We start from the raw sequence: 21,261 nt of genomic DNA, 5'->3' as shown, positions 1-21,261 counted from the left end.
CGACCGCACGAGGAAGGGAGCCATCCATGGCGACGACGGGTGCGAAACTGGCGCCCCCGCTGATGGGGCAGGTGTTCGACGGGCCCTCCGGGTTCGCGGGTGTCGAGGCAACGCCGGAGTGGGCGCAGGAAGTCAAGCGATTGGCTCGAGAGCGCAACGCGACGATCCTGGCGCACAACTACCAGCTGCCGGAGATCCAGGACGTGGCCGACCACGTCGGAGATTCGCTGGCGCTGTCACGGATCGCGGCGGAGGCGCCCGAGGACACCATCGTGTTCTGCGGCGTGCACTTCATGGCCGAGACCGCCAAGATTCTCAGCCCGGCCAAGACCGTGCTCATCCCGGACCAGCGCGCCGGATGTTCGCTCGCCGATTCCATCACGGCCGACGAACTGCGCGCATGGAAGGCCGAGCACCCGAACGCGATGGTCGTGTCCTACGTCAACACCACGGCCGAGGTGAAGGCGCTCACCGACATCTGCTGCACCTCGTCCAACGCGGTGGACGTGGTCGCCTCGATCGACCCGGACCGCGAGGTGCTGTTCCTGCCGGACCAGTTCCTCGGCGCGCACGTCAAGCGGGTCACCGGCCGCGCGAACATGCACATCTGGGCCGGTGAGTGCCACGTGCACGCGGGTATCAACGGCGACGAGCTGACCGAGCAGGCGCGCACCCATCCGGACGCGGAACTGTTCGTGCACCCCGAATGCGGGTGCGCCACCTCGGCGCTGTACCTGGCGGGCGAGGGCGCGTTCCCGGCCGATCGGGTGCACATCCTGTCCACCGGCGGCATGATCGACGCGGCCAAGGCGGCGAAGTCGAGTCAGGTGCTGGTGGCCACCGAGGTCGGCATGCTGCACCAGTTGCGCAAGGCCGCCCCCGGCATCGACTTCCAGGCCGTGAACGACCGGGCGTCGTGCAAGTACATGAAGATGATCACCCCGGCGGCTCTGCTGCGCTGCCTGGTCGAAGGCCGTGACGAGGTGCACGTCGATCCCGAAACCGCCGCGCTGGGACGCAATTCGGTGCAGCGGATGATCGCGATCGGCAATCCCGGCGGCGGTGAATGAGTCCGACCGCTGCCCGTAGGGCGGTGGGTCGTTCTCCGGCGGAACACGGTGGCCACGGCGCTGACCACCGTCTCCGCGCGGGGGGACGTTCGCGGATCGGGAGACAGAGAGGCGCGGGCCGATGACAACCCGGGTTTCGATCGACTGGGAGGCCGAGGCCGACCTGGTCGTGATCGGCGGCGGCGTCGCGGGACTCACCGCGGCGCGCACCGCCTCGCTGCGTGGCCTGCGGGTGCTCACGCTCAGCAAGGGTGGCCCGACCGATACGTCCACCCAGTACGCCCAGGGCGGCATCGCCGTCGTGGCGCCGCACGGTGACTCGGTCGAATCGCACGTGTACGACACCGTGGAGGCGGGCGCCGGATTGTGCGAGGTGGACGCCGTGCGTTCCATCGTCGAGGGCGGCCAGGCCGCGGTGGCCGCGCTGACCGACCTGGGCGCGGTGTTCGACCTCGGCCGCGACGGCCAGATCTCGCGGACCCGCGAGGGGGGCCACAGCACCCGCCGGATCATCCATGCGGGCGGCGACGCCACCGGCGCGGAGGTGCAGCGGGCGCTGAACGAGGCCGGCCTGCCGGTGCTGTTCGGCGCGGCGGTCGGTGAGATCGTCACCGGGCCGAACGGTGTGCGAGGTGTGGTCGCGGTGTCGGAGAAGGGCTTCGGCGTCGTCCACGCGCCCGCCGTGCTGCTGGCCACCGGCGGCCTCGGTCAGTTGTACGCGCTGAGCACCAATCCGCCGGGCGCCACCGCGGACGGCATCGCGCTGGGCCTGTGGGCCGGTGCCGCCGTCGCCGACCTGGAGTTCGTGCAGTTCCACCCGACCGTGCTCTACACCCCGGGCGGCCTGGGACGCAGGCCGCTGATCAGCGAAGCGGTGCGCGGCGAGGGTGCGACACTGGTCGACACCGAAGGCGATTCGGTGACCGCGGGGGTGCATCCGCGCGGCGACCTGGCTCCCCGCGATGTCGTCTCCCGTGCCATCGCCGCGCGCATGCGAGCGCTCGGCACCGAGCACGTCTACCTCGACGCGCGCTCGATCGACGGTTTCGCGCGACGATTTCCGACGATCACCGCCTCGTGCCTGGCGACGGGCATCGATCCGCGCACGGACCTCATCCCGGTCGCGCCCGCCGCGCACTACCAGTGCGGGGGAGTCGTCACCGACACCCACGGCCGTACCGGAGTTCCCGGCCTGTACGCGGCCGGTGAGGTCGCGCGTACCGGTTTGCACGGGGCGAACCGGTTGGCGTCCAACAGCCTGCTGGAGGGTCTGGTGGTCGGCGAGCGCGCCGGGGCCGCCGCCGCCGAGCGGCTCGGTGAGCGGGCCGGGGTGAGCGAGATCTCCACTCGCACCGTCGAGTTCGCCGACCGTGCGGTGGTGCAGAGCCTGATGACCACGCACGCCTCGGTGGTCCGCGACCGCGCGGGCCTCGCCGAAGCGCTCAAGCGGCTCGACGACGTGGCCGTCCGCCGCGACCCGCACATTCCGACGCCGTCGCCCTGCGCGCCGCCCGGACCGACCGCCGCCGCACACCCGATCGCCGGAATCGAGGACGCCGCGCTCACCCTCGCGGCACGCACCCTGCTGTCGGCCGCGCTCGCCCGCACCGAGAGCCGCGGCTGTCACACCCGGTCGGATCACCCGGACGCCGTGGACGAACTCCGCCACAGCATCCCGATCCGGCTGAACGGCGACGGCGTGCCCGAGTACGCACCACTTCCCTGACCACACGCGCCGAGCCGGGACATGTCGTGAGCTGTCCACCGCCCCGCTCGGCGAGAGAGGAACACTTCGATGGCTCTGGATGCCGCCCTGGACCGCGACGAGGTGCTGCGCCTCATCCGCGCCGCGCTGGACGAGGACCTGCGCTACGGTCCGGACGTCACGACCATGGCCACCGTGCCCGCGGACGCGGTGATCAAGGCGTCGGTGGTGTCGCGCGAACCGGGGACCGTGGCCGGACTCGACGCCGGTGTGCTGGTACTCGACGAGGTGATCGGCGCGGGCGAGTACGAGATCACCGATCGCGTCGCCGACGGCACCCGGGTGTCGCCGGGACAGCCCGTGCTGACGGTGATCGCGCCGACGCGCAAGCTGCTCACCGCCGAGCGCACCATGCTCAACCTGGTGTGTCATCTGTCCGGTATCGCGACGGCGACGGCCGCCTGGGTGGACGCCGTCGCCGGCACCCGCTGCCGCATCCGCGACAGCCGCAAGACGCTGCCCGGCCTGCGCGGGCTGCAGAAGTACGCCGTGCGGGTCGGCGGCGGTGTCAACCACCGCATGGGTCTCGGCGACGCCGCGCTGATCAAGGACAACCACGTGGTCGCCGCCGGTTCGGTGGTCGAGGCGCTGCGCGCGGTCCGCGCCGCCGCCCCCGACATCGCCTGCGAGGTCGAGGTCGACAGCCTCGAACAACTCGACGCGGTGCTCGCCGAGAACGTGGAACTCGTGCTGCTGGACAACTTCCCGCTCTGGCAGACCCAGGCGGCCGTCCAGCGCCGCGACACCGCCTCCCCGCAGACGAAACTGGAGTCCTCCGGCGGCCTGAGCCTGGACGTCGCCGCCGACTACGCCCGCACCGGCGTCGACTACCTCGCCGTCGGCGCGCTCACCCACTCCGTCCGGGTACTCGACCTCGGGCTGGACATGTAGGTGCCGGGACCGGGGCGCAGGTCGTGCCGCCCGCGGTGACCCGTCACGCACCAGCGTCGAGCTCGGCGCATCGGCGAACCCGCACCCGCCCGGAGGAACAACGTCCGCAACCCGGCTCGGTCGCTGTCGGCGAATCCGCGAATCTCCATGGCATCCAAGCTGTCCGTTGCCGTTCGCTCAGGCGGTGAGCTCGCGTTCCAGCGGTGTCCGGAACCGTGGGATGGCGCGGACCTCGCCGAACCAGTCGGCGACGCGTTGCGCTTGCGCGGCGATCAGCGTTTCGGCGTCCGCGCCCACGTCTTCGAGCAGGCGGTAGACGATCTCGCCGTCCTTGCGCTGCGCCCAGCCGCCGACGACGCGTCCGTCCCACCAGACCGTGGGTCCGATGTTGCCGTTGCTGTCGAACACCCGCGGTGCGTGCGGGCCGAGGTACCACTCCCGGGCCTGCCAGCCCATCGGGGTCGGATCGAGGGCGGGCAGCAGCGCCGCCCACGGCTCCGGCGCGGCGACCGGCTCCACGTCGTCGGCCAGAAGCACGCCGGTCACGCCGTCCAGGTCGACCTCGACCAGATCCAGGGCGCCCAGTGCCGCGCGCACCTCGCCGAGCGTCCACCCGGTCCACCACTTGACGTCGGATACCGGCGCGGGACCGAAGGCGCGCAACCAGCGACGGACCAGTTCCACCCTGGCCTCGGCGGCGGGAAGGGCGGGAACGCCGTCCGGCAGCCACGATTCGATCGGCGCCCAGGTGTACTGGCTGCTGGTCCAGCCGCCGTTCGGCCTGCCGCGCACGATGCGGCCCTCGCAGCCGAGCGTCACCAGTACCCAGGTGGTGATGTTCGTCGGCTTCGAATACGCCTTGTCCGGTGCGGTGTTCACCTGGGTGCGCAACCGCGGGACGGCCTTGCTCAGCTGCGCGCCGGTCGCCGCGCCGCGGGCCAGCAACGCTTTGTGCGTCTCGGCTTCGACCTCGGCCCACCAGCCGGCCGTATCGCCGTCCCCGATGCCCGCCTGCGTCAGGTACTTGCCGTAGGTGCGCCGCTGCTTGTGCGCCAGGGCGTCCGCGCACGAAGCCTGGAGAATCGGAACCGATTCCACCGGCACGACGAACATGGTGCGCCGCATGGCGAGCATTCGAAGCAGCGAACGATCCTCGTAGAGCGCCTGTTCGACGTCGGAGGGTGTGAGCGCGTCGGCACGGGCCGCGACGGAGAGGTACACGGTCGCCGGATCGGTCGCGTGCAGCGCGACCATCGAGCGGGCGATCTCCGCGACCTGCCCGGTGCGCTCCGGCATCGCCAACCGGTGCCGCACCGCCAGCCGAGCGCGCCGCTGCGCGGCATCAATCGAACGCATAGGCGAATCGTAACGTCCGCGCCGTGGCTCAGAGGCCGAAGCGCTCCGGGGCCAGGCGCAGCGCCCGCGCGCAAGTCGTCGACCGGGAAATTGCGCAGGACCGGATCGGCCGTGACCAGCTCGGCGACGGCGGCGTCACGGAAACTCCCGCCGCGCAGCCGGTTCCGGTCGGCCGGCAATTGTGCTCGCCACGTCGCGGCGGTCTCGGCCGTGCTGATCGGGGTCGCGTCGGGGATACGGCGGGGTGCGAAGGTCATGGCGGACTCCATGAGAAGACGTCCGAACGCGCGGACGGCGTGCCATCCGGACTCGGAATGAATACCCGGACCGTAACAGGGCCGCGACGCCGGGTCCTGCCCCCAAAAATCGGAATCAGCCCTCGGGTTCCCAGGCGCGGACCAGGTCGAGCAAGCCAGGGAAGCGCGCTTCGAGGTCGGCGACGCGCACCTGGCTGCGGCGCTCGAGTCCGTAGCGCCGCTGCCGGGTGACGCCGGCCTCGCGCAGCACCCGGAAATGGTGCGTCAGCGTGGACTTCGGCCGATCGATGCCGAACCAGGAGCAGGGCCGGTCGTCCTCGGGGGAGTCCAGCAAGAGCTTGCGGACCATGGCCAGGCGCAGCGGGTCGCTCAATGCGGCGAGGACCTGGTCGAGCCGCAGATCGGCGCGATCCGGCTCGGGCAGCACGGAGGTGTCCTCGGTGGCCGTTGGCATCGCGTCTCCTCGCTCTCGGGTCCTTTGTACGACTTCTATCGTACTACTTGGGTTGGTTCGGTTATCGTCGTACCAGTACGAGTAAATTCGAATCAAGGAGTGGTGATGGGATCGACGGTGACGCGGCCCCGCGCGGAAGTGCGCCGAACGAGCGGCTCTTCGGTGTGGCGTGCGGCCTGGCCGGTGTTCGCGGTGTTCGTGCTGTCGAACGCGCCGACGCCGCTGTATGTGGTGTGGCAGCGGACGATCGGTTTCTCCTCCGGGACGCTGACCGCGGTGTTCGCCTGCTACATCGTCGGATTGCTGGGAGCGCTGCTGGTCGCGGGCGTGGTGTCGGACCGGGTGGGGCGCAAGCCGGTCCTGCTGCCCGCGGTGGCGGCGGCGATGGCGGCCTGCGTGCTGTTCGCGATCGCGCAGTCGGTCCTACTGCTGGCACTGGCACGGCTGCTCACCGGTGTGGCGGTCGGCGCGACCGTCTCGGCGGGCATGGCGGCGGTCACGGACGTGGGCGGGCCCGACCGCAGACGCGTCGCCGCGCTGGCCGCCTCCACGGCGATGGTGCTCGGGGCCGGGAGCGGCCCGTTGCTGGCGGGCCTCCTGTCCGAAACGCTGCCCGGTCCCACGGTGACGGTCTTCGGGCTCGAGATCGCCGTGCTGGCAACGGCTTTGGCGGTGACCGCCCGGCTGCCGTTGCCCGCGGGTCCCGGCGGACGCGGGCCGTGGATCCGGATTCCTTCGGTCGCGCGGGAGGGGCGGACCGCCGTGCTGCTCGGGATCGCGGTGTTCGGACCGGGGATCACCGCGACGTCGTTCGTCCTGTCGCTGGGACCGTCGGTGCTGACGCATCTGCTCGGCGCCGCCGACCGGGTGCTCGCGGGTGCGGTGGCGTTCACGATGTTCCTTGCCGCGGCCGGAGTTCAGTTCGCCGCGCGGCGATTCGGCGTGCGCACCGTTCTGCTCGGCGGCGCGGTCGCGACCGTGACGAGCATGATCGCGCTGGTGCTGTCGCTCGCGACCACCTCGCTCGCGTTGTTCGTGACGTCCGCCGCGCTCGCCGGGGCCGGTCAAGGGCTCGGCCAGTTCGGGGGCCTGACGGCGATCGGCGCGAGCGTGCCGGGCGGGCGGCTGGCCGAGGCGAACGCCGCGCAGAACGTCGGCGGCTATCTTCCGGCCGCGGCGCTGCCGCTGACCGCCGGGTTCCTCGCCGACGCCTACGGGTTGAGCGCCGGGGTGGCCGTGTTCGGCGCGGTGGTGGGTCTCGCCGCTGCCGGGGGCGGACTGCTCGTCCTGGCGCGCCTGCGCCGGGACGCCGCGACGCCGCTGACGGCGTGACATCATCCGAGGATGCGACGGGCCCATCCGGTACTGCTTCTCTGCTGCGCGCTGGCCGGCGTGCTCGTGACGACAATCGCTGCCGCGCCGCGTGTCTCGGCGGGTCCGGCTTGCGCGACGGGTGTGACGGTGCGCCCGGTCTCGCTGACCGTGGACGGTGAGGAGGCGACCGGGCGGGTGTACGAGCCCTACCGGTGCGCCGAGGGGGACGTGACCCCGGAGGCGCTCGTGGTCGCGGTGCACGGGCACGACGGGTCGTCGGCGGATTTCGCCGGTTACCTCGAGTCGATCGCGCGGCGCACCTCGACTCCGATCCTGTCGATGGATCTGCGCTCCGCCGACAGCCGGTGGCGCACCGGAGAGTGGAATCTGTGGGCGGGCCGGCGCGATATCGTCGCCGCGACCGCGTGGTACCGCCAGGTCCACGCCTCGATCACCCGCACGGTGCTGTGGGGCTGGAGTCAGGGCGGCATCACCAGCGGTCTCGCGGCGGCGCACGGTCCGCGCGGGATGTTCGACTACTGGGTCGACAACTACGGTCCCGCCGACGATTTCACGATGTGGCTGGGTGCGGTGGCCGTGGACCCGGCACTGCCCGCGCAGATCGAGCGCGACGCGGGCGGCTGCCCGCCCACTGCTTGCCCGCTCGCCTACGCCGAACGCTCACCCGCCCTGCTGGCGGCCCGGATGGACGTGCGGCGCGCGTTTCTCGTCCATGGCACCGCCGACGACGTGGTGCCCTACGCCACGAGCGTCGAGATGCGCGCGGGGCTGGCCGCCGCGGGCAAGCCCACCTCCATGTACACCGTTGTCACCGGGCGCGACCTGAACGGGCGGGTGGCGCCGGGCGACCACAGCGTCGGCCCGGCCTTCTTCGAAGGCGGCTGCGTGGTCGAGCGCCTGCTGCTCGGCACCGAACCGGTCGACGGCCCGGACCGCGACTACCTCGTCGACGTCGCGCACGGCGTCGTCACCGCCCCGCCCGCACCCGCGGGCGCGAAGTGCGCGGCGTGAGGCGCCGGGAACACGATCGTCGTCCCGCGCGGTTGATCGAGAAGACCGAACGACGAAGCGAGGACGTGATGAGCAAGCCGACCGACCCGGCCTACCACTGGAACGGAGCGGATCTCGATCTGGACGCCTATCTGGCCCGGATCGATTTCGACGGCGAGCGCGCCGCTACCGTCCGGACGCTGCGCGACCTGGTGCGGGCGCACACCACCGCCATCCCGTTCGAGAACCTGGAGATCATCCTGGGCCGGTCGATTCCCCTCGACCTGGCGAGCTTGCAGGACAAGATCGTGCGCCGCCGCCGCGGCGGCTACTGCTACGAGAACGTCGGACTGTTCGCGGCCGCGCTGGAACGACTCGGTTTCGGCGTCACCGGGCTGAGCGGGCGGGTGAGCATGGGCGCGGGCGCCGGGTTGCGGCCCGCCACCCACGCGTTGCTGCGCGTGACGACCACCGACGACGACCGGGTATGGCTGTGCGACGTGGGCTTCGGCGCCGGACCGCTCGCGCCGTTCGAATTGTCCTCGGAGACCGGCGAATTCGCGGCGGGGGAGTGGAAGTTCCGGCTGGAGCGCACGCGCGGTGAGCTGGATTCCGAGCTGTGGGTGCTGCACCAATACGGCCGCGACGGATGGATCGACCGGCACAGTTTCACGCTGAATCCGCAGTATCGCATCGACTACGCCGTCGGCAACCACTTCGTATCGACCTCACCCCGTTCCCCGTTCACCACCCGGCCGTATGTGCAGCGCTTCCTCCCGGACGCGCACCACGTGCTGGACGGCACCACGTTCGTCACCGAGTATCCCGACGGCACGAGCGACACGCGGGAACTGGAACCCGCCGAACTCCCCAAGATCCTCGCCGAGGTGTTCGACATCGACCTCACCGAGGATGACGCCGCCGCGCTGGCCGAGGCCAGGTGGGCGCGCGACTGACATCGCGTCCCGCCCGGCATCGCGCTCGGCCCGATAGGGTCGTCGGCGTGCGTACCAACCGGAAGTCCCTCGTCCTGTTCGCCGCACCGATGCTCGTGCTGGCCGCCTGCTCGTCCGGACCGGATCAACCCGATACCGTGGCCGGGCAGTTCGCCGAGGCGCTGAACCAGGACGACGTCGCCGCGGCGGCCGCGCTCACCGACAACCCGGCCCTGGCCGCCGACACCCTCGGCGCGCTCTACGAGGGGCTCGGCAAGGATGTGCGCTACGAGGTCCGCTCGGTCGACGACGAGAGTTTCACGCTGGCCGCCACCTGGAAACTCGGCGGGGACGGCAAGTCCGAGTGGACCTACACCACCAACGGCACCGCGCACGACGACGGGAGGGGGTGGCGGGTGAAGTGGGATCCCGCCACGGTCGCCCCGGGCCTGGCCGGCGGGCCGTTGAGCTACAGCAGGGTCTATCCGGAACCGGCGCGCATCCTCGATGCCGCGGGCGGCGAACTGATGACCGAGCAGATCGTCACGCTGGTGAATCTGGCCCCCGGCGCCGATCTCGCCGCGGTCGCGGAGCTGCTCGGCCCGCTCTCGCCCGGCCTCGGCGCGCAGTCGCTGCAAACGGAACTGGCCGCGGCGCAAGGCAAGCCGATCACCGCGATCACCCTGCGCGAGACGGACCTCGCCCCGATCCGGGAGCGCCTGACCGCGCTGCCGGGCGTCACCCTCGCGCCGCAGACCCGGCTGCTGACGACCGACAAGGCGCTGGCCGCCCCGACGCTGTCCGGACTGGCCGAGTTGTGGCAGGAGTCCGCCGACGCGAATGCAGGGTGGGCGGTGCGCGCCCAGACCCCGCAGGGCACCCAGCGCGTCGCCGGGACGGACCCGAGGCCCACCGCCGACATCGCGACCACGCTCGATCCCGGCCTCCAGCGCGCGGCCGAGGCGGCGCTGGCCCCGGTCGCCCAGCCCGCCGCGATCGTCGCTCTGCGGCCCTCGACCGGCGCGGTCGTCGCGATCGCGCAGAACGCCGCCGCCGACGCGCAGGGCCCGATCGCGCTCACCGGGCTCTACCCGCCGGGATCGACGTTCAAGACGGTCACCGTCTCCGCCGCGCTGCAGGCGGGCGCCGTGACACCCGACACGGTGCTGCCCTGCCCCGGTACGGCGAACATCGAGGGCCGCCGCATCCCCAACGACAACAACTTCGATCTCGGCCCGGTCCCGCTGCACACCGCGTTCGCCCGGTCCTGCAACACCACGATGGGCGCGCTCGGCGCGCAGTTGCCCGCCGATGCCCTGACGAAAGCCGCCGCACAGCTCGGACTCGGCATCGACTACGTCACACCGGGCCTGACCACCGTCACCGGAAAAGTTCCCCCGGCGGAGACCTCCGCGCTGCGGGTGGAATCGGCGATCGGTCAAGGGCAGGTGACAGCGTCACCGTTCGGCATGGCCCTGCTCGCCGCGTCCATCGCCCGCGGCGCCGTGCCCGCGCCCACCCTCGTCGCGGGCAGGCCGGGCACCCCCGACCGGACGGCGGACGCACTGCCGCCGCAGGTCGACGACCAGCTGAAAGCCATGATGCGCGAGACGATCACAGACGGCACCGCGACACAATTGCGCGACCTCCCGGGGCTGCTCGGCAAGACCGGTACCGCGGAGTACATCGACGACGCCCACGCGCACGGCTGGTTCGTCGGCATCGACGGCGACCTGGCATTCGCCGTGTTCATCAGCGACGCGAGCAGTTCGGCGCCCGCGGTGGACGCCGCGGGCCGGATGCTGCGTGCTGGCGGATAGTCCGTGCCGGGCGATTCGGGGCGCGGAAAGGTCCGGCTGACGCGTACGAGTGTTCCGGCGCCCGCTACACTCATCCCCGGACCGCGTGAGTAATCAATATGCGGGATGTCACGATTTCGAGAAGGTTCGGAGTAGGCGCCATCGATACCGGTCAGTTGATCGCGGAGCATTACCGCCTGGTCGAGCGGATTGGTAGCGGCGGCACGGGCGTGGTCTGGCGTGCCGTCGACGAACGCCTCCAGCGCTCCGTTGCCGTCAAGCAGATCCACATCCAGCCGAGCCTGCCCGAGGCCGAACGCGTCGTGGTGCGCCAGCGCGCCATCCGGGAGGCCCGCAACGCGGCCCGCTTCCAGCATCCGAACGCGATCGTCGTGTTCGACATCACCGAGCACGATGGTGATCCCTGCCTGGTGATGGAGTACTTGAAGTCCAAGAGCCTTGCGGCGGTGATCGGCGCCCAGGGCACGTTGCCCCTTACCCAGGTCGCGCGGATCGGCGAACAGGTCGCCTCGGCGCTGATCGCCGCGCACCAGGCGGGCATCGTGCACCGCGACGTGAAACCGGGCAATATCCTGCTCGACGATCACGGCACGGTGAAGATCACCGACTTCGGCATCTCCCGCGCGACCGGCGACGTCACGCTCACCGAGACCGGATTGATCTGCGGCACCGCCGCCTACCTCGCGCCGGAGGTCGCCCGCGGCTCCGATCCGAGCCCCGCCTCCGACGTGTTCGCGCTGGGCGCCACGCTGTTCCACGCGCTCGAGGGCGAACCGCCCTACGGCGCGGGCTCCAACCCGCTCGCCGTGCTCTACGCCGCCGCCAACGGTCAGCTGAGCGAACCGCGCAACGCCGGGCCCGCCACAGATTTCCTGCTCGACCTGCTCAGCCCCGAGCCACGCGAGCGCCCGAGCATGCGGGCCGCGCGCGACCACCTCGCCGCGTTCGCCGATGCGGGCCCCGCGCCGGTGGCCGCCGGGTTCGTGCCCGCCAGCGAAGCCTTCACCCGGCCGAGGGCGGGCGAGCCGGAATCGGCGACCCGCGCGCTGCGGCCCTCGGCGATGGCCTCGGCGCCCTACACGCCGACCGAGCGCCAGCCGCGTCCCCGTCCCACGCCCCCACCGCCCGTCCACCCGGACACCGCGGACCATCCCCGCACCATGGCACAGCCGCGCCCGACGCCGAGACCGGGCTCGGGAGGGAAACGGCGCGCGGTGCTGATCGGTGCGCTGATCGGCGCGGTCGTGGTGGCCGGAGCCATTCTGGTGAACACACTGAGCTCGTCGGGCTCGAACAGCAACGCAGCGCAGGGCAGTACGTCCTCGGTGGTCGCCTCGACTCGCCCCGGCGGCAACACGACCTCCGCCGCCGTCCCCGTGGGGGAGACGAAGAGCGTCGGCAAGGCCGACTCGCGACAGTCCATCGATCTGGTGGTGAACTTCTACAACAACCTCACGTATCTGAGCTTCTCCGCTGCCTGGAAACAGCTCACCCCAGCTGCCCAGCAGGTCTTCGGTAGCCAGCAAGCCTTCGAGGACTACTGGACGCAGAATCGGGTCACGGGCTTCAACACCGTCGATACGGCCGGTGGGGGTTCGGGCACCAACGCGGACGGTTCGGTGGACGTCAATGTGGCCAGCGTGACCTACGGCGGCCAGAACAAGTCGGTGACGCTGCGGGTGATCAACCCGGGCAACGGGTCCGTGCAGATCGACAGCGACACTCGTTGACGCGGGCGTAGGAGAGCAACGCCACAGTTCGGCGCACCGACGGCACCTACCGACCGCCGACCTGCGCACACCGCTGCCGCGCGACCCGGCCGCCCGGACCACGGCGAAAACGGCTCGCGTCGGCCCATTAGGCTGGTAGCGGCAACTTTCCTGTTGCGGATTCAGCTGGAGACAAGGACCGACACCACATGACATCCCGCATCGAGCTCGCCCGCGTCGATCTGCGCGGTCGTACTCCCTCCGTCGCCGAGCTGCGCGCCGCGCTGCCGCGCGGGGGAGTCGACGTGGACTCGGTGCTGCATCAGGTGCGTCCGGTGGTCGAGGCGATTCGTGATCAGGGCGTGTCGGCGGCGCTGGAGTTCAGCGAGCGCTTCGACGGGGTGATCCCGGCGACGGTGCGGGTGCCCGCGGCCGAGCTGGAAGCCGCGCTGGAGCGGCTGGACCCGGCGGTCCGCGCGGCGCTGGAGGAGTCCATCGCCAGGGCGCGCAAGGTGCACGCCGATCAGCGGCGCAGGGACAAGACCACCGAGGTGGTGCCGGGCGGCACGGTCACCGAGCGCTGGGTGCCCGTCGAGCGGGTCGGCCTGTACGTGCCGGGCGGTAACGCCGTCTACCCGTCCAGCGTCGTGATGAACGTGGTGCCCGCGCAGACCGCGGGCGTCGGCTCGCTGGTGGTGGCCTCACCGCCGCAGGCGCGGTTCGGCGGGCTGCCGCACCCCACCATCCTGGCGGCCGCGCAGCTGCTCGGCGTCGAGGAGGTATGGGCGGTCGGCGGAGCCCAAGGCGTGGCGCTGCTGTCCTACGGCGGCGTCGACACCGACGGCGCGCAGCTGGAGCCGGTGGACCTGATCACCGGGCCGGGCAACATCTACGTCACCGCGGCCAAGCGGCTGTGCCGCGGCCTGGTCGGCATCGACGCCGAGGCGGGCCCCACCGAGATCGCCGTCCTCGCCGACGCGACCGCCGATCCGGTGCACGTCGCCGCCGACCTGATCAGCCAGGCCGAGCACGACGTGCTCGCCGCCAGCGTGCTGGTCACCGACAGCGAGCAGTTGGCCGACGCGGTGGACGCGGCGCTGACCACGCAGCTGACCGTGGTCAAGCACGCGCACCGGGTGGGCGAGGCGCTGCGCGGCAAGCAGTCCGGCACCGTCCTGGTCGACGACATCGAGCAGGGCCTGCGTGTGGTGAACGCCTACGCCGCCGAGCACCTGGAGATCCAGACCGCCGACGCGGCCGCGGTCGCGGCGCGGGTGCGCAGCGCCGGAGCGGTGTTCGTCGGCGCGTACGCGCCGGTCAGCCTGGGCGACTACTGCGCGGGCTCCAACCACGTGCTGCCCACCGCGGGCTGCGCGCGGCACTCCTCCGGGCTGAGCGTGCAGACCTTCCTGCGCGGGATCCACGTCGTGGAGTACACCGAAGCGGCGCTGAAGGATGTCGCGGGCCACGTGGTGGCGCTGGCGAACGCCGAGGACCTGCCCGCGCACGGCCAAGCCGTGCAGGCGCGTTTCGAGGCCCTCTCGTGACGCGCGCGGCGAGCGCGCCCGGCGCGGACCTGACCCTGGACGACCTGCCGCTGCGGGAGAACCTGCGGGGCAAGAAGCCTTACGGCGCACCGCAGTTGACGGTCCCCGTGCAGTTGAACACGAACGAGAACCCGCATCCGCCCAGCCGTGCGCTGATCGACGACGTCGCCGAGTCGATCCGCGCCGCCGCCGCGGACCTGCACCGCTACCCGGACCGCGACGCCGTCGCGCTGCGCACCGACCTGGCGCGGTATCTGACCACGCAGACCGGTATCGCGGTGGACACCGGCAACGTCTGGGCCGCCAACGGCTCCAACGAGATCCTGCAGCAGCTGTTGCAGGCCTTCGGCGGACCGGGCCGCAGCGCGCTGGGGTTCGTGCCCTCGTACTCGATGCACCCGATCATCTCCGAAGGCATCGACACCGAGTGGATCGAGGCGAAGCGCAACGCCGACTTCTCCCTCGACATCGATCACGCTCTGGCCGCGATCGCCGAGCGCGCACCCGACGTGGTGTTCGTGACCAGCCCGAACAACCCCACCGGGCACAGCATCCCGCAGGAGGACCTGGCCCGCATCCTCGCGGCCGCCCCCGGCATCGTGGTGGTCGACGAGGCCTACGGCGAGTTCTCCGCGCAGCCGAGCGCCATCGGGCTGATCGACCGGTTCCCCGCGAAGCTCGTGGTGACCAGGACGATGAGCAAGGCGTTCGCGTTCGCCGGTGGGCGCCTGGGCTATCTGGTCGCCGCGCCCGCGGTGATCGACGCGATGCTGCTGGTGCGGTTGCCCTACCACCTGTCGGTGGTCACCCAGGCCGCCGCGCGCGCGGCCCTGCGGCATGCCGACGAGACGCTCGGCAGCGTGGCCGAACTGGCCGCCCAGCGCGACCGGGTCGCGGCGGCATTGCGCGAACTCGGATACGACGTGATCCCCAGTGACGCCAACTTCCTGCTGTTCGGCCGCTTCGCCGACGCCGCGCGCAGCTGGCAGCGCTACCTCGAGCACGGCGTGCTGATCCGCGACGTCGGCCTTCCCGGCTATCTGCGCACCACGATCGGCCTCGCCGCCGAGAACGACGAACTGCTGCGGGTCAGCGGGCTGCTGGCAGGCAGCGACCTGGTACCGCGATGAACCAGCGCCGAGAAGCCATCGGCGACAACCCGATTGGACGTGAGCATGAGTAGGACCGCCCGGGTGGAGCGGGTCACCAAGGAATCCGGCATCGTCGTCGAGCTGGATCTGGACGGCACCGGCAAGACCGAGATCGCCACCGGCGTCCCGTTCTACGACCACATGCTGACCGCGCTCGGCGCCCACGCGAGCTTCGACCTGACCGTGCGCGCGGAGGGTGACACCGAGATCGAGGCGCACCACACGGTCGAGGACACCGCGATCGTGTTCGGTCAGGCGCTCGGCAAGGCGCTGGGCGACAAGGCGGGGATCCGCCGGTTCGGCGATGCCTACATCCCGATGGACGAGACGCTGGCGCACGCCGCCGTCGACGTGTCCGGCCGCCCCTACTGCGTGCACACCGGAGAGCCGGAGCACTTGGTGCACACGGTGATTCCCGGCTCCGGGCCCGGCGCGCCGTACTCCACCGTGCTCAACCGCCACGTGTTCGAGTCGATCGCGTTGAACGCGCGCATCGCGCTGCACGTGCGGGTGCTCTACGGCCGCGATCAGCACCACGTCACCGAGGCCGAATTCAAGGCGGTGGCGCGTGCGCTGCGCGCCGCGGTGGAACTCGACCCGCGGGTGAGCGGGGTCCCCTCGACGAAGGGAACGCTGTGAGCGCGAAAACGGTGGCCCTGCTCGACTACGGGTCGGGCAACCTGCACTCCGCCGAACGAGCGCTGACCAGGGCGGGCGCCCGCGTCGATGTGACCGCGGACCCGCAGGCCGTGCTCGCCGCCGACGGGCTGGTCGTGCCTGGCGTCGGGGCGTTCGCCGCGTGCATGGCGGGGCTGCGTGCGGTGCGGGGCGAACGCCTGATCGGTCAGCGGCTGGCCGGCGGGCGCCCGGTACTGGGCATCTGCGTCGGCATGCAGATCCTGTTCGAGCGGGGTGTGGAATTCGGCGAGCAGAGCGACGGGTGCGCCGAATGGCCGGGCACGGTCGAGCGGCTGTCGGCGCCGGTGCTGCCGCACATGGGGTGGAACACCGTCTCCGCCCCGTCCGACAGCGTGCTGTTCGCGGGCCTCGACGCGCAGACCCGCTTCTACTTCGTGCACTCCTACGCCGCGCAGACCTGGGACCTGCCGCCCAGCGAGCACTTCGCCGCGCCCAAGCTGACCTGGGCCGAGCACGGGGTGCCGTTCCTGGCGGCGGTGGAGAACGGCGCGCTGTCGGCGACCCAGTTCCACCCGGAGAAATCCGGTGACGCGGGCGCCCACCTGCTGCGCAACTGGGTGAACTCGCTGTAGGGCGGATCCCGCGCACCGAGGCGCGCGGGATCCCCCCGCTGCGGTCAGTGCTTGCGGACCTTGCTGACCAGCCAGCGTCCGTCGACGTTGTCCACCGTCACGGTCATCGCCATGCGGCTGGTCTGCGGCAGACCGTCGGTCTCATCGCTGGTCACCGTCCGCACCACGTCGACGTCCACCTCGGCCCGGTTGTCGTCGCCGGAGACGATGCGGCAGTCGGCCGAGTTCGCCTCGGCGCGGATGTGCGCGGCCTCGGCGCTGGATTGGATGTTGGCGCGGAAGTTCTCGAACTCGGCGCGGAACTCTCCGGTGCTGAGGTCGAGCATCCGGCGGGCGTGTTCGCCGAACCGCGCGTAGTCGTAGGTCGCCGCGGCGGAGCCGAATTCGCATCCCGCCAGGCGCGCCTCCTCGGGTGCGGCGGCGTTGGCGGCGGGTGCGGCGACGAAGGCCGCGAAGCAGGCTGCTGCCGAAAGCGACAGGGCGGCAGCGATTTCAGATCGTGACATGCACTTCCTCGGTGCGAAAGGGAAGCGGCGACCGGGGATGATCGCCGAGCGGAGACGTTACCTTCCGCGCCGCCCTTATTGCGGCGATGCCGACGACGCCCGGCGAACGGCGCGGTGGTTCCGGGTAGACCCTGACCCGTTCATGGGGGCTCGCGCCGGATCCGCGAGCGGCCCGCCGGTTCTACGGTCGAGGCGAGGAGGTTGTTATGAAAAGCGTCACTGTTCCGCTGACGGTGATCTCCGGTTACGCGGTGGTCGCGTGTTTCGCGTTCGCGACGACCGTCGCGGAGACATTGTTTCTGTATCCCAACATCTTTCGCGACGTACCCGAATCGCTGGAACTCACCGAGCAATTCATGAGCACCGTCGCCGTCGGTGACGTCATGCGCCCGCTGGGCGCGGTGCTGACGCTGTGCGCCTTGCTCGCGTGCGCGGTGTCGCTGGCCTATCGAATCGGACGCCGATGGCTCGGCTTCTCCCTGGCCGCGCTGCTCAGCGGGCAGTTCCTGCTGTCGATCCGCTACCTGTGGCCGCGGGCTTCGATCCTGTTCGACGACCGGAGCGAGCACACGCTCGCCGAGATCGAACGCGCGGCGACGGAGTTCCAGACTGGTCAAGCCGTGCGGATCGCGGCGGCCGCGGTGACGGCACTGTGCGCGGTGCTCGCCGCCCTGGCCTGTCACCGCGCGCGCGTGCTCGCCACGCGCTGATCACGGACGAGTGCCGGTGGACCAGATCGGGGTGGTCTGCACCCGGGACAGCCGCCAGCCCTCCGCGGTGCGGACCGCGTCGAAACGGTAGACCTCGCCGAGGGTGTACTGCGGCCGCGGAATCGTCCCGTCGGGGGATGTGGGTGCGAACGTGGCGATCAAGTTGGCCCGCACGTCGGCCGCGTCGCCGCGCAGATCGATCAGCACGTTGCCGATCACGTGCTGAATGCGTTTGTCCTCGCCGTGGTTGCGGCTCGCCTGGGCGATCAGCGCCTCGCGCCCCTCGGCCGTACCGCCGGGCGTCTTCGCGGTCGCGTCCGGGGTGTAGATCGCCCGCAGTTCCTCGAAGCGCCCCTCGTCCAAGGCGCGGCCGAGCCGATCGACCAGAGCGGTGATCTGCGCGCGGTCGAGCATCTCGCGCACCTCCGGCGTGGGACTCGCGGCGGAGGCGCAGGCGGCGGTCAGGGCGGCCAGCGGGAGAACGAGCAGGGGGAGGGCCGAGCGAATCTTGCGCATCGGAGTCACCTTCCGAACAGAACGTTGGCGTGTCCAACGTTGATTTCACCAACGTAACAGATCGTGGGTGCTGCCAACAAGTCTTGTTAGAGTGGCCGCATGGACATCGCGCACGAAGACGCCGCGGGACGGCTCCGCGTCCTGCCCACCAGGCTGGTCAATCAGGTCGCGCTGGTGGCGAATCGGGCGACCGAGCGGGCGCTGGAGCCCACCGGCTCCCGGCGGCACCATTACGCGCTGCTGGCCACGCTCGGTGAGTTCGGTCCGGCCAGCCAGGCGGAGCTGGGCAGGCGCACCCGTATCGACCGCAGTGACGTGGTCGCGGCGGTGAACGATCTCGCCGCCCGCGAGCTGGTCGAGCGCAACCCCGATGCCGCCGACCGCCGCCGCAACATCGTCACGCTCACCGCGGCGGGCGCGCGCCACCTCGACGATCTCGACGAGCGCCTGAAGGTCGCTCAGGACGAATTGCTCGCGGGCTTCTCCGAGCACGATCGGCAGACGCTGGTCACGCTGCTGACCCGCATCCTGGACGCGCACGCGGCAGGCCCGCCGCGGTGATCGACGTCCCAATCCGCCCGGGCCCTGCACTCGGACGCGGCCGGGTAACCACTAGGCTGCTCTCGTGAGTCTTGTGCTGCTACCCGCCGTCGATGTCGCCAACGGAGAGGCTGTGCGCCTCGTGCAAGGAGAGGCCGGCAGCGAAACCAGCTACGGCTCGCCTCGCGAGGCGGCGCTGGCCTGGCAGGAAGCCGGCGCGGAATGGGTGCATCTGGTCGACCTGGACGCGGCGTTCGGGCGCGGCTCGAATCGGGAACTGCTGGCGGGCGTTGTCGGTGAGCTCGACGTCAAGGTGGAACTGTCCGGCGGCATCCGCGACGACGAGAGCCTGGAGGCGGCCTTGTCCACCGGCTGCGCCCGGGTGAATCTCGGCACCGCCGCGCTGGAGGACCCGGTCTGGTGCGCGAAGGCCATCGCCCGGCACGGCGAGCGCATCGCGGTCGGCCTCGACGTGCGCATCATCGACGGCGAGTACCGGCTGCGCGGCCGCGGCTGGGTCAGCGACGGCGGCGATCTGTGGGAGGTGCTCGAGCGCCTGGAGCGCGACGGCTGCTCGCGTTACGTGGTGACCGACGTGACCAAGGACGGCACGCTCACCGGCCCGAACCTGGACCTGCTGCGCGAGGTCTGCGCGGCCACCGACGCACCCGTCATCGCCTCCGGCGGCGTGTCCACCATCGCGGACCTGGTCGCGATCGCCGAACTCGTGCCCGATGGCGTCGAGGGGTCGATCGTCGGCAAGGCGCTCTACGCGGGCCGGTTCACCCTGCCCGAGGCGCTGGCCGCGGTGAGATGACCCGGGAACTGTCGAACCTGCTCGCGGCGGCGAGCGAGGTCCTGGATTCGGTGTGTTCGCGGTTCGTCGAGGGTATCGGCGCGCCGAGCGCGGTCGAGAAGGGCCGCAACGATTTCGCCACGGAACTCGACCTGGAGCTGGAGCGCACCGTCTCCGCCGAGTTGCTGCGCCGCACCGGGATCGAGGTGCACGGCGAGGAGTTCGGCGGACCGCAGCTCGCCTCCGGCACCGCGTGGGTGCTCGACCCGATCGACGGCACGTTCAACTACTCCTCCGGGCATCCGCTCTCGGGCATGCTGCTCGCACTGGTCCGCGACGGGGAACCGGTGCTGGGACTGACCTGGCTGCCGCTGCTCGGCCGCCGCTACGCCGCCATGGCCGGGGGCCCCGTGCTGCTGGACGGGCAGCCGCTGCCGCCGCTGCCGCGCGGGAAGCTCGCCGAGGCCATGATCGGTTTCGGCGCGTTCAACGTGGACGCGCACGGCCGCATCCCCGGACAATTCCGCTTCGACCTGCTCGGACCGCTGAGCAGACTGTCCTCCCGGGTGCGCATGCACGGTTCGACCGGCATCGATCTGGCGTTCACCGCCTCCGGCGTGCTCGGCGGCGCGATCGTGTTCGGGCACCATCCCTGGGACAACGCGGCGGGTGTCGCCTTGGTGCGCGCGGCGGGCGGCGTGGTCACCGACCTGGTGGGCAGGCCGTGGACCATCTCCTCCGGCTCCGTGCTCGCGGCCGCGCCCGGCGTGCACGAGGAACTGCTCGACATGATCTGCACGGTCGCCGATCCGGCGGCCGCGGAGGAAGGGTGAGGCAATGACGTTGGCCGTACGGGTGATCCCGTGTCTGGACGTCGACGCGGGACGGGTGGTCAAGGGCGTCAACTTCGAGAACCTGCGCGACGCGGGCGATCCCGTCGAACTGGCCGCCCTCTACGACGCGCAGGGCGCCGACGAGCTGACCTTCCTCGACGTGACCGCCTCCACCGGTGACCGCGGCACGATGATCGACGTGGTGACCCGCACCGCCGAGCAGATCTTCATCCCACTCACCGTCGGCGGCGGGGTGCGCACGGTCGAGGACGTGGACCGCCTGCTGCGCGCGGGCGCGGACAAGGTCTCGGTGAACACCGCCGCGATCGCGCGGCCGGAGGTGCTGCGCGAGATGTCCGAGCGCTTCGGCTCCCAGTGCATCGTGCTGTCGGTGGACGCGCGCACCGTGCCGGAAGGGCAGCCGGACACGCCCTCCGGCTGGGAGGTCACCACGCACGGCGGCAAACGCGGCACCGGCATCGATGCCGTCGAATGGGCGGTGCGCGGCGCCGAACTCGGCGTCGGTGAGATCCTGCTCAACTCCATGGACGCCGACGGAACCAAGGCCGGTTTCGACCTGCCGATGATCCGCGCCGTGCGGGAGGCGGTGACGGTCCCGGTGATCGCCAGCGGGGGCGCGGGCGCGGTCGAGCACTTCGCCCCGGCCGTGCACGCGGGCGCCGACGCCGTGCTCGCGGCCAGCGTGTTCCACTTCGGCGATCTCACCATCGGCCAGGTCAAGGATTCGATGCGGGCGGAGAAGATCGTCATCCGGTAGCGGTTGGCGGAAAGACGCTCACCGCCGCCCA

At 71.3% G+C, this 21,261-nt stretch carries 21 protein-coding genes; 17 read left to right on the top strand and 4 right to left on the bottom strand.

Annotation, left to right across the window (positions count from 1 at the left end):
- The first annotated feature begins 26 nt into the window (after positions 1-26).
- The 3 genes from nadA (at position 27) to nadC (ending at position 3,726) form a co-directional block, all read left to right on the top strand.
- On the top strand, positions 27-1,070 hold the full coding sequence (gene nadA, locus NG1_RS14240; RefSeq protein ID WP_062970919.1) for a quinolinate synthase NadA: 1,044 nt from the start codon (positions 27-29) through the stop codon (positions 1,068-1,070).
- A gap of 121 nt (positions 1,071-1,191) precedes the next feature.
- Positions 1,192-2,796: an L-aspartate oxidase gene (locus NG1_RS14235; RefSeq protein ID WP_062970917.1), complete on the top strand. Its 1,605-nt coding sequence runs from the start codon at positions 1,192-1,194 to the stop codon at positions 2,794-2,796.
- A gap of 69 nt (positions 2,797-2,865) precedes the next feature.
- Positions 2,866-3,726 (top strand): carboxylating nicotinate-nucleotide diphosphorylase, encoded by an 861-nt coding sequence (gene nadC, locus NG1_RS14230; protein ID WP_062970915.1) that lies wholly within the window; start codon positions 2,866-2,868, stop codon positions 3,724-3,726.
- A 177-nt stretch (positions 3,727-3,903) separates the two neighbouring features.
- On the opposite strand, the gene NG1_RS14225 is transcribed toward nadC, so the two are convergent.
- Both NG1_RS14225 and NG1_RS14220 read right to left on the bottom strand, forming a co-directional pair.
- Positions 3,904-5,082, bottom strand: a complete 1,179-nt coding sequence (locus tag NG1_RS14225; RefSeq protein WP_062970913.1) for a winged helix DNA-binding domain-containing protein — start codon at positions 5,080-5,082, stop codon at positions 3,904-3,906.
- Between the two features lie 372 nt (positions 5,083-5,454).
- On the bottom strand, positions 5,455-5,793 hold the full coding sequence (locus NG1_RS14220; protein ID WP_062970911.1) for an ArsR/SmtB family transcription factor: 339 nt from the start codon (positions 5,791-5,793) through the stop codon (positions 5,455-5,457).
- A 105-nt stretch (positions 5,794-5,898) separates the two neighbouring features.
- Between NG1_RS14220 and NG1_RS14215 the strand changes: the two genes are divergently transcribed.
- From NG1_RS14215 to hisH, 9 genes are all read left to right on the top strand, one after another.
- Positions 5,899-7,125, top strand: a complete 1,227-nt coding sequence (locus NG1_RS14215) for an MFS transporter (RefSeq protein WP_062970909.1) — start codon at positions 5,899-5,901, stop codon at positions 7,123-7,125.
- Between the two features lie 12 nt (positions 7,126-7,137).
- Positions 7,138-8,139: an alpha/beta hydrolase family protein gene (locus tag NG1_RS14210; RefSeq protein WP_084498910.1), complete on the top strand. Its 1,002-nt coding sequence runs from the start codon at positions 7,138-7,140 to the stop codon at positions 8,137-8,139.
- Between the two features lie 68 nt (positions 8,140-8,207).
- Complete coding sequence (locus NG1_RS14205) at positions 8,208-9,074, top strand: arylamine N-acetyltransferase family protein (RefSeq protein ID WP_062970993.1); 867 nt, start codon at positions 8,208-8,210, stop codon at positions 9,072-9,074.
- An 89-nt stretch (positions 9,075-9,163) separates the two neighbouring features.
- On the top strand, positions 9,164-10,873 hold the full coding sequence (locus NG1_RS14200) for a penicillin-binding transpeptidase domain-containing protein (RefSeq protein ID WP_062970991.1): 1,710 nt from the start codon (positions 9,164-9,166) through the stop codon (positions 10,871-10,873).
- A gap of 98 nt (positions 10,874-10,971) precedes the next feature.
- Positions 10,972-12,603 carry a serine/threonine-protein kinase gene (locus NG1_RS14195; protein WP_084498909.1) on the top strand — a complete coding sequence of 544 codons (1,632 nt, stop codon included), beginning with the start codon at positions 10,972-10,974 and terminating at the stop codon, positions 12,601-12,603.
- 188 nt (positions 12,604-12,791) lie between these two features.
- Complete coding sequence (gene hisD / locus NG1_RS14190; protein WP_062970905.1) at positions 12,792-14,129, top strand: histidinol dehydrogenase; 1,338 nt, start codon at positions 12,792-12,794, stop codon at positions 14,127-14,129.
- Positions 14,126-15,259, top strand: coding sequence for a histidinol-phosphate transaminase (locus NG1_RS14185; protein WP_062970903.1), 1,134 nt, complete (start codon positions 14,126-14,128; stop codon positions 15,257-15,259). The genes hisD and NG1_RS14185 overlap by 4 nt, the downstream gene beginning before the upstream one ends.
- 45 nt (positions 15,260-15,304) lie before the next feature.
- Positions 15,305-15,919, top strand: coding sequence for an imidazoleglycerol-phosphate dehydratase HisB (gene hisB, locus NG1_RS14180; protein ID WP_040866019.1), 615 nt, complete (start codon positions 15,305-15,307; stop codon positions 15,917-15,919).
- Positions 15,916-16,551 (top strand): imidazole glycerol phosphate synthase subunit HisH, encoded by a 636-nt coding sequence (hisH, locus tag NG1_RS14175; RefSeq protein ID WP_062970900.1) that lies wholly within the window; start codon positions 15,916-15,918, stop codon positions 16,549-16,551. Before hisB ends, hisH begins: the two co-directional genes overlap by 4 nt.
- 44 nt (positions 16,552-16,595) lie before the next feature.
- On the opposite strand, the gene NG1_RS14170 is transcribed toward hisH, so the two are convergent.
- A complete protein-coding gene (locus NG1_RS14170; protein WP_062970898.1) occupies positions 16,596-17,057 on the bottom strand; it encodes an Rv1363c family protein in 462 nt (153 codons plus the stop codon).
- A gap of 206 nt (positions 17,058-17,263) precedes the next feature.
- Here NG1_RS14170 and NG1_RS14165 point away from each other — a divergent pair, with 206 nt between their 5' ends.
- Entirely contained in the window at positions 17,264-17,767 is a 504-nt protein-coding gene (locus NG1_RS14165; protein ID WP_062970896.1) for a hypothetical protein, read from the top strand.
- Here NG1_RS14165 and NG1_RS14160 read toward each other — a convergent pair whose 3' ends face one another.
- Complete coding sequence (locus NG1_RS14160) at positions 17,768-18,283, bottom strand: nuclear transport factor 2 family protein (RefSeq protein ID WP_062970894.1); 516 nt, start codon at positions 18,281-18,283, stop codon at positions 17,768-17,770.
- 99 nt (positions 18,284-18,382) lie between these two features.
- On the opposite strand from NG1_RS14160, the gene NG1_RS14155 reads away from it, so the two are divergent.
- The 4 genes from NG1_RS14155 (at position 18,383) to hisF (ending at position 21,230) form a co-directional block, all read left to right on the top strand.
- Entirely contained in the window at positions 18,383-18,844 is a 462-nt protein-coding gene (locus NG1_RS14155; RefSeq protein ID WP_062970892.1) for a MarR family winged helix-turn-helix transcriptional regulator, read from the top strand.
- 64 nt (positions 18,845-18,908) lie between these two features.
- The gene (gene priA / locus NG1_RS14150) at positions 18,909-19,640 is read left to right on the top strand and encodes a bifunctional 1-(5-phosphoribosyl)-5-((5-phosphoribosylamino)methylideneamino)imidazole-4-carboxamide isomerase/phosphoribosylanthranilate isomerase PriA (RefSeq protein WP_062970890.1); all 732 of its coding nucleotides are present in this window, start codon (positions 18,909-18,911) and stop codon (positions 19,638-19,640) included.
- Complete coding sequence (locus NG1_RS14145; protein WP_062970887.1) at positions 19,637-20,452, top strand: inositol monophosphatase family protein; 816 nt, start codon at positions 19,637-19,639, stop codon at positions 20,450-20,452. Before priA ends, NG1_RS14145 begins: the two co-directional genes overlap by 4 nt.
- Positions 20,453-20,456: 4 nt before the next feature.
- Positions 20,457-21,230, top strand: a complete 774-nt coding sequence (gene hisF, locus NG1_RS14140) for an imidazole glycerol phosphate synthase subunit HisF (RefSeq protein ID WP_062970885.1) — start codon at positions 20,457-20,459, stop codon at positions 21,228-21,230.
- Positions 21,231-21,261: the final 31 nt, after the last annotated feature.

It is taken from the genome of Nocardia gamkensis NBRC 108242 (assembly GCF_001612985.1).
Lineage (GTDB): Bacteria > Actinomycetota > Actinomycetes > Mycobacteriales > Mycobacteriaceae > Nocardia > Nocardia gamkensis.
Note: the sequence above shows the minus strand (reverse complement) of the source record. Positions and strands in the feature narration are given on the sequence as shown.

Excerpts from the sequence above, each read along its gene's own strand:
- NG1_RS14195 (WP_084498909.1), top strand. The coding sequence starts at position 10,972 with ATGCGGGATGTCACGATTTCGAGAAGGTTCGGAGTAGGCGCCATCGAT.
- NG1_RS14165 (WP_062970896.1), top strand. The coding sequence starts at position 17,264 with ATGAAAAGCGTCACTGTTCCGCTGACGGTGATCTCCGGTTACGCGGTG.
- hisD (WP_062970905.1), top strand. The coding sequence starts at position 12,792 with ATGACATCCCGCATCGAGCTCGCCCGCGTCGATCTGCGCGGTCGTACT.
- NG1_RS14160 (WP_062970894.1), bottom strand. The coding sequence starts at position 18,283 with ATGCGCAAGATTCGCTCGGCCCTCCCCCTGCTCGTTCTCCCGCTGGCC.
- hisB (WP_040866019.1), top strand. The coding sequence starts at position 15,305 with ATGAGTAGGACCGCCCGGGTGGAGCGGGTCACCAAGGAATCCGGCATC.
- NG1_RS14155 (WP_062970892.1), top strand. The coding sequence starts at position 18,383 with ATGGACATCGCGCACGAAGACGCCGCGGGACGGCTCCGCGTCCTGCCC.
- NG1_RS14225 (WP_062970913.1), bottom strand. The coding sequence starts at position 5,082 with ATGCGTTCGATTGATGCCGCGCAGCGGCGCGCTCGGCTGGCGGTGCGG.
- NG1_RS14210 (WP_084498910.1), top strand. The coding sequence starts at position 7,138 with ATGCGACGGGCCCATCCGGTACTGCTTCTCTGCTGCGCGCTGGCCGGC.
- NG1_RS14170 (WP_062970898.1), bottom strand. The coding sequence starts at position 17,057 with ATGTCACGATCTGAAATCGCTGCCGCCCTGTCGCTTTCGGCAGCAGCC.
- nadC (WP_062970915.1), top strand. The coding sequence starts at position 2,866 with ATGGCTCTGGATGCCGCCCTGGACCGCGACGAGGTGCTGCGCCTCATC.
- NG1_RS14220 (WP_062970911.1), bottom strand. The coding sequence starts at position 5,793 with ATGCCAACGGCCACCGAGGACACCTCCGTGCTGCCCGAGCCGGATCGC.
- NG1_RS14205 (WP_062970993.1), top strand. The coding sequence starts at position 8,208 with ATGAGCAAGCCGACCGACCCGGCCTACCACTGGAACGGAGCGGATCTC.
- NG1_RS14235 (WP_062970917.1), top strand. The coding sequence starts at position 1,192 with ATGACAACCCGGGTTTCGATCGACTGGGAGGCCGAGGCCGACCTGGTC.
- nadA (WP_062970919.1), top strand. The coding sequence starts at position 27 with ATGGCGACGACGGGTGCGAAACTGGCGCCCCCGCTGATGGGGCAGGTG.
- NG1_RS14200 (WP_062970991.1), top strand. The coding sequence starts at position 9,164 with ATGCTCGTGCTGGCCGCCTGCTCGTCCGGACCGGATCAACCCGATACC.
- NG1_RS14215 (WP_062970909.1), top strand. The coding sequence starts at position 5,899 with ATGGGATCGACGGTGACGCGGCCCCGCGCGGAAGTGCGCCGAACGAGC.
- hisF (WP_062970885.1), top strand. The coding sequence starts at position 20,457 with ATGACGTTGGCCGTACGGGTGATCCCGTGTCTGGACGTCGACGCGGGA.
- NG1_RS14145 (WP_062970887.1), top strand. The coding sequence starts at position 19,637 with ATGACCCGGGAACTGTCGAACCTGCTCGCGGCGGCGAGCGAGGTCCTG.